Origin of the sequence: Dietzia sp. DQ11-38-2 (genome assembly GCF_014145055.1) — a bacterium.
Classification (GTDB): domain Bacteria; phylum Actinomycetota; class Actinomycetes; order Mycobacteriales; family Mycobacteriaceae; genus Dietzia.
Map to the genome: position 1 here is coordinate 3,002 of NZ_JAALDW010000270.1, position 8,485 is coordinate 11,486.

At 70.7% G+C, this 8,485-nt stretch carries 12 protein-coding genes and 1 pseudogene; 4 read left to right on the forward strand and 9 right to left on the reverse strand.

Translation table 11 applies throughout. The features are described from left to right. Both G6026_RS09800 and G6026_RS09805 read right to left on the reverse strand, forming a co-directional pair. A pseudogene (locus tag G6026_RS09800) lies at positions 1-275 on the reverse strand (hypothetical protein); the annotation flags it as partial. Positions 276-345: 70 nt separating this feature from the next. Then, complete coding sequence (locus tag G6026_RS09805) at positions 346-969, reverse strand: TetR family transcriptional regulator (RefSeq protein WP_182613054.1); 624 nt, start codon at positions 967-969, stop codon at positions 346-348. Between the two features lie 93 nt (positions 970-1,062). On the opposite strand from G6026_RS09805, the gene G6026_RS09810 reads away from it, so the two are divergent. Next, positions 1,063-1,614: a DUF2020 domain-containing protein gene (locus G6026_RS09810; protein ID WP_228549452.1), complete on the forward strand. Its 552-nt coding sequence runs from the start codon at positions 1,063-1,065 to the stop codon at positions 1,612-1,614. A gap of 1 nt (position 1,615) precedes the next feature. Here the strand turns inward: G6026_RS09810 and G6026_RS09815 are convergent, their stop codons facing one another. The 7 genes from G6026_RS09815 to G6026_RS09845 form a co-directional block, all read right to left on the reverse strand. Continuing rightward, entirely contained in the window at positions 1,616-1,780 is a 165-nt protein-coding gene (locus G6026_RS09815; protein ID WP_182613056.1) for a hypothetical protein, read from the reverse strand. Further along, complete coding sequence (locus G6026_RS09820; protein WP_309230215.1) at positions 1,780-2,580, reverse strand: class E sortase; 801 nt, start codon at positions 2,578-2,580, stop codon at positions 1,780-1,782. Before G6026_RS09820 ends, G6026_RS09815 begins: the two co-directional genes overlap by 1 nt. Then, the gene (locus G6026_RS09825) at positions 2,577-3,179 is read right to left on the reverse strand and encodes a TetR/AcrR family transcriptional regulator (protein ID WP_182613057.1); all 603 of its coding nucleotides are present in this window, start codon (positions 3,177-3,179) and stop codon (positions 2,577-2,579) included. Before G6026_RS09825 ends, G6026_RS09820 begins: the two co-directional genes overlap by 4 nt. 80 nt (positions 3,180-3,259) lie before the next feature. Beyond that, entirely contained in the window at positions 3,260-3,493 is a 234-nt protein-coding gene (locus G6026_RS09830; protein ID WP_182613058.1) for a hypothetical protein, read from the reverse strand. 117 nt (positions 3,494-3,610) lie between these two features. After that, entirely contained in the window at positions 3,611-3,889 is a 279-nt protein-coding gene (locus G6026_RS09835; RefSeq protein WP_107757507.1) for a GlsB/YeaQ/YmgE family stress response membrane protein, read from the reverse strand. A gap of 162 nt (positions 3,890-4,051) precedes the next feature. Next, positions 4,052-4,339: a GNAT family N-acetyltransferase gene (locus tag G6026_RS09840; protein ID WP_182613059.1), complete on the reverse strand. Its 288-nt coding sequence runs from the start codon at positions 4,337-4,339 to the stop codon at positions 4,052-4,054. Next, positions 4,336-5,232 (reverse strand): universal stress protein, encoded by an 897-nt coding sequence (locus tag G6026_RS09845; protein WP_182613060.1) that lies wholly within the window; start codon positions 5,230-5,232, stop codon positions 4,336-4,338. The genes G6026_RS09840 and G6026_RS09845 overlap by 4 nt, the downstream gene beginning before the upstream one ends. Before the next feature lie 271 nt (positions 5,233-5,503). Between G6026_RS09845 and G6026_RS09850 the strand changes: the two genes are divergently transcribed. The 3 genes from G6026_RS09850 to G6026_RS09860 all read left to right on the forward strand — a co-directional run. Then, positions 5,504-6,514 carry a pseudouridine synthase gene (locus G6026_RS09850; protein WP_182613061.1) on the forward strand — a complete coding sequence of 337 codons (1,011 nt, stop codon included), beginning with the start codon at positions 5,504-5,506 and terminating at the stop codon, positions 6,512-6,514. 27 nt (positions 6,515-6,541) lie between these two features. Further along, a complete protein-coding gene (locus G6026_RS09855; RefSeq protein ID WP_182613062.1) occupies positions 6,542-7,309 on the forward strand; it encodes an ABC transporter ATP-binding protein in 768 nt (255 codons plus the stop codon). Further along, the coding region (locus tag G6026_RS09860; protein ID WP_241728007.1) for an FtsX-like permease family protein at positions 7,309-8,485 on the forward strand (1,177 nt) is incomplete at its 3' end. The genes G6026_RS09855 and G6026_RS09860, both read left to right, overlap by 1 nt.

Sequence of the window (8,485 nt, forward strand, 5' to 3'; positions counted from 1 at the left end):
TCGGGCATGTCGGCACCGGTGAGCTCGATCAGCTCATCGGTCGGCAGATCGAGGAGCTCGCAGGCGTTCAACCGGTCGTCGGGGGCGGGGCGTCCCTCGACCATCGCGGCGGCGACCTCGGGCTGTGGCGCCGGCGAGATCCGGGGTGGACCCGTCTCGCCGTTACCCCCGACGCCGGACGCGGAGCACCCCGCGACTGCCAGCACCGCGGCAGACGCCGCCGACGCGAGGGCGACTCGTCCCCCCGGGGCGGTGCGGGGTCGCTGCGATCGCATGGACCGATCCTACGATGTCGTGGCTCGATGGAGGCTCCCGACCGGTCCGCGAACACCCGTCCGCGCGGGTTCAGGCCTCGCCGGGCACGATCTCGGTCGCTCGGATGACGGCGTCGAACGACTCTCTGATCCGGTCCTCCAGCAGAGTCGGCGACTCGTCGGTGCGCCACTGCTCGACCGCCACCCGGACGATCGCGATCGAGGCCGCCGCGACGGTGGCTGCCTCCACAGACCCGGGCTCGCTGCCCTCTCTGCGGGCCACCAGCGCGGCCAGTTCCTCCTCGGTGCGCGACAGGATCGCGTACACCTCGGTGCGGATTCCCGGTTCCTGCCGCCACATGTCGTGGAACCGGTTGAACAGAGGGGTCTCCTGCCGGGCCATGGAGACCTGCAGCCACAACAGCCGGGTGAGTGCGGTCATCGTGGACACGGACCGGTCGGTGAGGAACAGGCGCACCGCGTCGCGGTCCGGGGGGAAAGCGTCCGGGATGCACGCGGCGGCCTTGGACGGGAAGTAGTTGAAGAACGTGCGGCGGGAGACGTTGGCGGCCTTGGCGATCTGGTCCACCGTCACCGCGTCGAGTCCCCGTTCGAGGGCGAGGTCCAGTGCGACGGAGGAGATGGTCTCGCGCAGCTCGCGGCGGCGTCTCCCGACGCGGTCGGCGCCTTGTCCGTGCGTGGATGGGCCGGACATGTGGCGCCTCCCCGTCGGTCGTCGGTGCGTGTGGGTCGTCTCCGTTCGGTGGTGATGACCTTACCCAGGGGGTCGGGTCCTATCCTGGGCATCATGCGTATCGCCGCCACGACTTTCCTCGCCCCGACGGCCGTCGTCCTGCTCGGTGTGTCGGCGGGGTGCGGCGGTGGCGACGGCGAGCCGGCACCGGAGATGGGGACCATCCGGACCGCGCCGCCGGAGACCAGCGAGCCGGAGATCCCCCAGGTAGAACCCGTGACACGTGAGCAGTGCCCGTACCTGTCCATCGATGAGGCGTCGAGGCTCAACGGCGAGCTGGCCACCGACGTGCGGATCGATGACCGCGTGGATCCCGCTGCCTGCTTCTTCTACGGGGCGGACGGGGCGGTCCAGCTGACGACGACCGTGTATTCGGTCGCGTCCGAGGAGCGGGCCACCGAGCTGGTGGACGGCTCGGCACCGGTCGGTGAGTCCGAGCGCTCGGACGTCGAGGGTGGGTGGACCGGTGGGCGAACCGGTGGCCCGGGGGGCGCTCTGGTGGTCCTGGCCCGAGGCACTCAGGTCCTGGCGGTGCAGTCCACGCAAGAGCAGTCGGTCAAGGTGCAGCGGGTGGCCGAACTCGTCGCGCCCCGCGTGGCCGACTGACTCAGGTTGCCGGGTCGACGGCGACGTGCGAGTACGGCATGAGTGACTCGACCGCGGGGAACACCACTTCCATGAGGAGCAGCACCGCCGCCGCGAGAAGCGCGACGAGCAGCACGATCCGGACCGGCGTCGGGCCGGGCAGGCTGCGGTAGAGGCGGGCGTACATCACCGGCCCCCCAACTCGACGGGGACCTCGCCGGCCACCCGCGGCTCACTTCGTTCGAGCACGGCGTGCACGACGAGCCGCTCCGCGGCCGAGAACTGTGGATGGCACGTGGTGAGCGTCGTCAGCGGCAGCAGCTCGGGGGAGGGGGGCTCGGTGCGTCCGGGCACCGCGTCGATCACCCACACGTCCTCCGGTCGCACCACCGACATCCCGGACAGCCCCTCGTATCTCCCTGACGTCGCGCGGTCGGCGAGGTCTGCGGGCAGACATTCGGCGGCCTGCTCGCGGGCCGAGTCGGGATCCGGGGCGTCGACGGGCAGCACGCGGTAGATCAGCCACCTGTCCGCGGTGGCGTACACCAGGGCGTCGCAGGAGCGAAGGGCGTCGAGATCGTTGAACGGCGAGCCACGGCCCACCCGGTGACCGGCGACGGCGAAGTTGCCGGGTTCCCCCGGGCCCTGTGTCCCGGTGTAGTGTCCGGGCCCGGTCTCCAGAGCCGCGTCGCTGGTCCCGGAGACCACGGCGAACCGGTAGTCGGAGCCGAACGCCGGGATGTACATGCGGGCGAACGCGGTCCCGTCCGCGAGGCCGGACGGTGCCGGGTCCCCGTCCTCCGCGACCCGGCCGCGCATCCGTGGGTTGTCCGTCGTGTCCCACCGCCGGTCCAGGTCGGCGTCGGCGGCGGACTGGGCGCGCGCCGCGTCCAGATCCGTCCACCACACCTGGTAGACCACGAAGAGTGCCAGCACGACGCCGAGCGTCACCAGCACCTCTCCCAGCACACCCGCCGCGCGCCTCACGACGGTTCCGTGACCATCCCCAGGATCAGCTCGGCCATGCTGCGTGCCGTCATCGCCGAGGTCTCCACCTCGCCGAGCATGGCCGCCGTGACGGAGCCGTCATGGAGGATCGCCAACCGATCCGCCAGGTCGGCGATGTTGTCGGGGTCCTCGAGTCCCATGCCGGCGAGCTCGGAGCGGAGCGTGGACGCGACCCACGCCCGCTGGTCGGTCACCGCCTCCCGGATGGCGCGCTCACCGTCGGTGCAGGGGCTGGGGAACTCGATGGCGGCGGCGAGGTGACACGACCCGGGGGTCGCCGGCTCCACACGCTCGCGGACGAGGTCGAACAGGGCGAGGATGCGCCCTCGCGAATCGGGCGCGGCGTCCGCCCGTCGCTGCCACAGGGCGCGGTCCCGATCGGCCATGGCTCTGAGGTACGCCACGACCAACTCGTCCTTGGAGCCGTATGTGTTGTAGAGGCTGGCCTTGGCGACCTTGGCCTCTCTGAGAATCCGGTCGATGCCGACCGCCCGGATCCCGTCGGTGGAGAACAGACGAGTCGACGTGGCCAGGAGCCGCTCCCGCGGTCCGGGTTTGGTCGACCGTGCGCTCGTCACAGGTGACAGACTATCGGCTGGCACCGCGGTCCCGGCGGGACCGGTGCCGTGTCAGGCGACACCGGCCCCGATGGCCCGGTTCACGCCGGGGGCTGTCCCCCGGCGGGAGGGCGGTCACCCGTGACGGTGTCGTCGGCCTGCACGTCTGCTGGGTCGTGGGCCGGGCTACTGTCCGGGCCGTCGGCTCCGGTGTTCTGTTGTCTCTTGTTCGCGCCGCCGACCTTGTCGTTCAGGTAGTCCCCGGTCTTCGCGACGGCCGAGTTGAGCGTGGCGGGGTTCCTGCCGATGTTCTTGATCTTGTCGATCAGGCCCATGTCCGGTCCTTTCGTCAGGTGCTCGCGGGTGAGGAGACGAACGGCCCGGCCCTGTCGTGCGGGGCCGGGCCGTTCGGACTCGTCCGGAGGTCGTGCGTCTCCTGTGGCAGTGCGTCGTCAGACGCGGGTGCGTCCGCGGCCCCTGACCAGAGAGACGAGCCAGATGACCAGGCACGCGCCTACGATCGCGGCGACGAAGCCCCAGATCGAGAAGGCCTCCGGCATCCCGCCGCCCTCGCTGACGAGTGAGACGAGGAGGCCGACGACGAACGCGCCGACCACACCTGCGAGGACGTTGGCGACCAGGCCCATCTGGGCGTTCTTGCCCATGATCATGGAGGCGATCCAGCCTGCGAGGCCACCGACGATGATCCAGGAGATGATGCTCCACAGCATGGTGGTGTGTCCTTTCCCGAGAGTCGTACGCGGCCCAGGCGTGGGCCGCCCTCACAGGAGAACACGTCTGCTCCCGGAACGCCTCCGGTGGGACCGTCTGTGGGGTTAATCGTCGCTTATTCGTTACTCACCCGCGCCTCAGGTGTCATGTGAGCAGGATCCTCAGGCGAGATCCGCCGACTCCGGGTGCTTCTCGACGTACCGCTCGACGAACGCGCAGGCGGGGCGAACGCGCAGTCCCTCGTCGCGGGTGGCCTCCAGTGCCTCCCCGATCATCCGACCGGCCAGACCGCGGCCGCCGAACTCGGGATCGACCACGGTGTGCGGAAACGTCCTGACGCCGTCCGCGTCGCTGTAGTCCGCGAAACCCGCCACCACGCCGTCGACCACGATCTCGAAGCGGCCGGCGGCGGGGTCGCGCCTCACCCGGACATCCTCGCCAGCGCTCACGAGTGCGACTCCGGACGCACGACCATCACCGGGCAGGGCGACGCCTGCAGCAGCGCCCGGCTGGTCGAGCCGAGGACCATGCCCGTGAATCCGCCCCGCCCGTGGGATCCGACGACGACGAGCTGGGCGTCCTCGGCCTGCTCCACCAGGGCCCGGACCGCACGATCGCGGGTGACGACCCGCTCCACCCTGACATCGGGGTAGCGGTCCGAGAATCCGGCGAGCCGCTCGGACAGGGTCTCCAGCTGTTGTTCCTCGAGCTGCCGCCAGTCGTCGTCGGTCAGCGCGATCCCCGCTGCGGCGGCCTGGACCTGCGGATCCATCCAGGTGTGCACCGCGATCAGTGTGGTGTCACGCGCGGACGCCTCGGCGAACGCCCACGAGGTGGCCTTGGCGCTGACCTCCGACCCGTCGACGCCCACCACGACAGGACCTGTCCGGTCGAGGTCGTCGGTGTCCTCGCGGGTCACCACGACCGGGCAGAACGCGTGGCTGGCCACCGACGCCGAGACCGAGCCGAGGACCATCCCCTTGATCCCGCCGAGTCCGCGCGAGCCCAGGACGACCATCTTGGCCTTGCGGGAGTAGTCGATCAGGACCTGCGAGGGGTTGCCCTCGACGATCGCGTGCGAGACCTCGATGTCCGGGGCGACCTTGAGGGCGGTGGCCCGGGCCTGCTCGACGATCGGCTGGCACTCCTTCTCCAACTCGTCGTACACGGGTTGGGGCGGGACCATGCCCTCGGCGAACATGGCGGCCGGCATCGTGTAACTGGTGACCAGCACGAGCGGGATCCGCCGGGTCGCGGCGGTGTGGGCTGCGTAGGCGACGGCGCCGGTCGAGGCGGCTGAACCGTCGATGCCGACGATCACGGAATTCTCGAGTGAAGCCATACCCCGAGGATACCGCCGTGTCCGGATCCCCGATGCGTTCTCGGGACGGGTGAGCCTAGATCCCGTCGGGGAAGGGGGCGTTGGCAGGGTAGGCCATGTTGAAGCTGCCCTGGAACGCCGGGAGGAAGGCGCGGCCGGGGCCGAAGAGGAAGAAGTCGACAACGGCGTCGATCATGGATGCTCCTGGTGTGAACGGGGCAGCTGGCGTCCAAGTGGCGCGTGAGGTGCCTCTGGCGAGAGGTGAGTGTAACCCAGCGACTAGACTCCGCACATGACGAATCCCGGACGTCCGCGAAGGCCGCTGCCGTTGCGTGACGGCGTGGACCCGGTCCGGATCCGGCTCGCCGACCCCGGACGGGGGCCCCGCAGCATCCCCGAGGAACTGCGCCGGAGGTTTCCCGACCGTCTCGACGAGCTCGAGGCGGCCCTCGCCGGCGGGCAGGTGGTGACCGCCGACGGTGAGGCCGTCACCGACACCACCCGGCGGCGCCGTGGGATGGACGTGTGGACCTACCGGACACCCGAGCCGGAGGTGGAGGTGCCCTTCGGGATCGAGGTCCTGTACACCGACGACCGCCTCGTCGTCGTCGACAAACCGCACTTCCTCGCCACCACCCCACGCGCGGGGCACGTCACCCAGACCGTACTGGTGCGGCTCCGCCGCGACCTCGGGCTGGAGGACCTGGCGCCGGCGCATCGCCTCGACAGACTCACCGCCGGGGTCCTGGTGTTTACCGTCGACCCCGCCTTCCGGGCCGCCTATCAGGACCTCTTCGCCGCCCGGCGGGTCGCCAAGACCTATCTGGCCGTGGCCCCGGCCCCGGACGGGACGCCGCGCGTCCGGGAGCGGTCCAGCCGGATCGCCAAGACGCGCGGGGTGCTGCAGGCCGCCGAGGTGGACGGCCCGCCGGACGCCCACACCCGCATCACCCTGCTCGACGTCCGTGAGCCCGGGCAGGGGGAGCCGGGTCCCCCGCTCGGTCTGTACCGCCTCGAGCCCACCACGGGACGCACGCACCAACTGCGAGTGCACATGAACGCCCTCGGGACACCGATCCTCGGCGACGACCTGTACCCGCGGGTGCGGACGATCACCCCCGGGGATTTCTCCCGGCCCCTGCAGTTGCTCGCGGAGACGCTCGAGTTCACCGATCCCGTCTCCGGGGCCCCTCGCCGGTTCCGGACCCGCAGATCGCTCGAGGAGTGGCCGTCGGGGAGGACCCCGGCGAAAGATCGGGGCCATCCCCCATCGGCACCCGCTCCGAACTCCTGCATGCTTTAGGTCGACCACCACGATCCAGGGGAGCACATGACCACGCAGGCCGAGACCCAGCACCGGGCGGAGGGCGCGGACCTCGCCGCCGTCGCCACCGACCTCGTCATGACCTACGGCGAGGGCGAGACCGAGGTCCGCGCGCTCGACCACGTCAGCGCCTCGTTCGAGCGCGGACGGTTCACGGCGATCATGGGGCCGTCCGGGTCGGGCAAATCCACGCTGATGCACTGCATGGCCGGACTGGACCGGCCGACCTCGGGCTCGGTCCGGGTGGGCGACACCGAGATCGTGGGCCTGGCGGACAAGGAACTCACCGCGCTGCGCCGCGACCGGATCGGATTCGTGTTCCAGTCCTTCAACCTGGTCCCCACCCTGACCGCCGAGGAGAACATCACACTCCCCCAGGACATCGCGGGCCACTCGATCGACCGGGAGTGGTTCGACGAGGTGATCGGGAGGCTGGGGATCGCCGACCGGCTCTCACACCGCCCCTCGGAACTGTCCGGGGGGCAGCAACAGCGCGTCGCCTGTGCCCGAGCCCTGGTGGGACGCCCGGACATCCTGTTCGGCGACGAGCCCACCGGCAACCTCGACTCCACCTCGTCGGCGGAGGTGCTGTCGATCCTGCGCAGCGCGGCGGACGAGTTCCAGCAGACCGTAGTGATCGTCACCCACGACCCGCGCGCGGCGACCTACGCCGACCGCGTCCTGTTGCTCGCCGACGGCAAGGTCGTGCGGGAGCTCTCCCACCCCACCTCCGATGAGATCCTGGCGGCCATGGGCGCGCTCGAGGAGGGGTGATGTCCGCCCGTCACGCCGCGGGTCGCGCGCCCAGCCATTCCCGGCCCATGCTCCGTGTGTCCCTGCGCAACATCGCCGCGCACAAGCTGCGGTTGGTCCTGTCCGTCCTCGCCGTGGTGCTCGGTACGGCGTTCGTCACCGGCTCGCTCGTGTTCACCTCGACCCTCAAGAACACGTTCGACGGGCTGCTCGACCAGGGGACGCAGGACCTGTCCGCGATGATCGAACCCGAGGACCCCCGGGGTGGCGGGGTGCCGTTCGAGGTCGCCGAGCGCGCCCTCGAGCTGCCGGGTGTCGAGGCCGTCACCCCGGGCGTGACCGGCACCGTGGTGCTGTTCAACGCCGACGGCACGCCCTATCAGTCGGGCGGCGCCCCGTCGGAGGGACTGGAGTGGGTCGAGCCCGATCAGGCCGTCGGCAGCAGCAGCTGGATCTCGGACGGACGGGCCCCGGACGCGGACGGTGAGGTCGTCCTCCCCGAGTCGGTGCTGGACAACGCGGGACTCGCGATCGGCGACTCCGCGCGGGTGTACACCACCTCGCAGGGCATGATCGACGTCACGATCGTGGGCGCCTACTCCTCGGAGACCGACGTCGGCGGCTACGTCGGGGTCGGGTTCACCCCCGCCCAGGCCCGCGCCCTGTTCACCGACGGTGTGAACGCGACGAACGTGGCCGTCCGTGCGGTCCCCGGCGTGAGCCAGGAGGAGATCCGCGACACGCTCGCCGCCGAGTTCCCCGAGTACGAGGTGAGCACGGGCGAGGAGGTCAAGGAGAGGCTCTCCGCGCAGCTGGCGACCATCCTGGACTTCGTCAACTACTTCTTCGTCGCCTTCGGCCTGATCGCGCTCCTCGTGGGCACGTTCATCATCTACAACACCTTCTCCATGCTGGTGGCGCAGAGGTTGCGCGAGCTGGCCCTGTTGCGGGCGATCGGCGCGACCCGGGGCCAGCTCACCCGGTCCGTGCTGGCCGAGGCCGCGCTGACCGGTCTGGTCGGCTCCGCGATCGGCGTGCTCGCCGGGTTCGGGCTGGCGAGGGTCATCTTCGCCGTGCTCGACGCCTTCGACCTGGGCATCCCCTCGGGCAGCCTCGCGCTCACGCCGATGTCGGTCGTCACCCCGTTGGTGCTGGGCTTCGTCGTCACCGTGTTCTCCGCGTGGGCGCCCGCCCGCC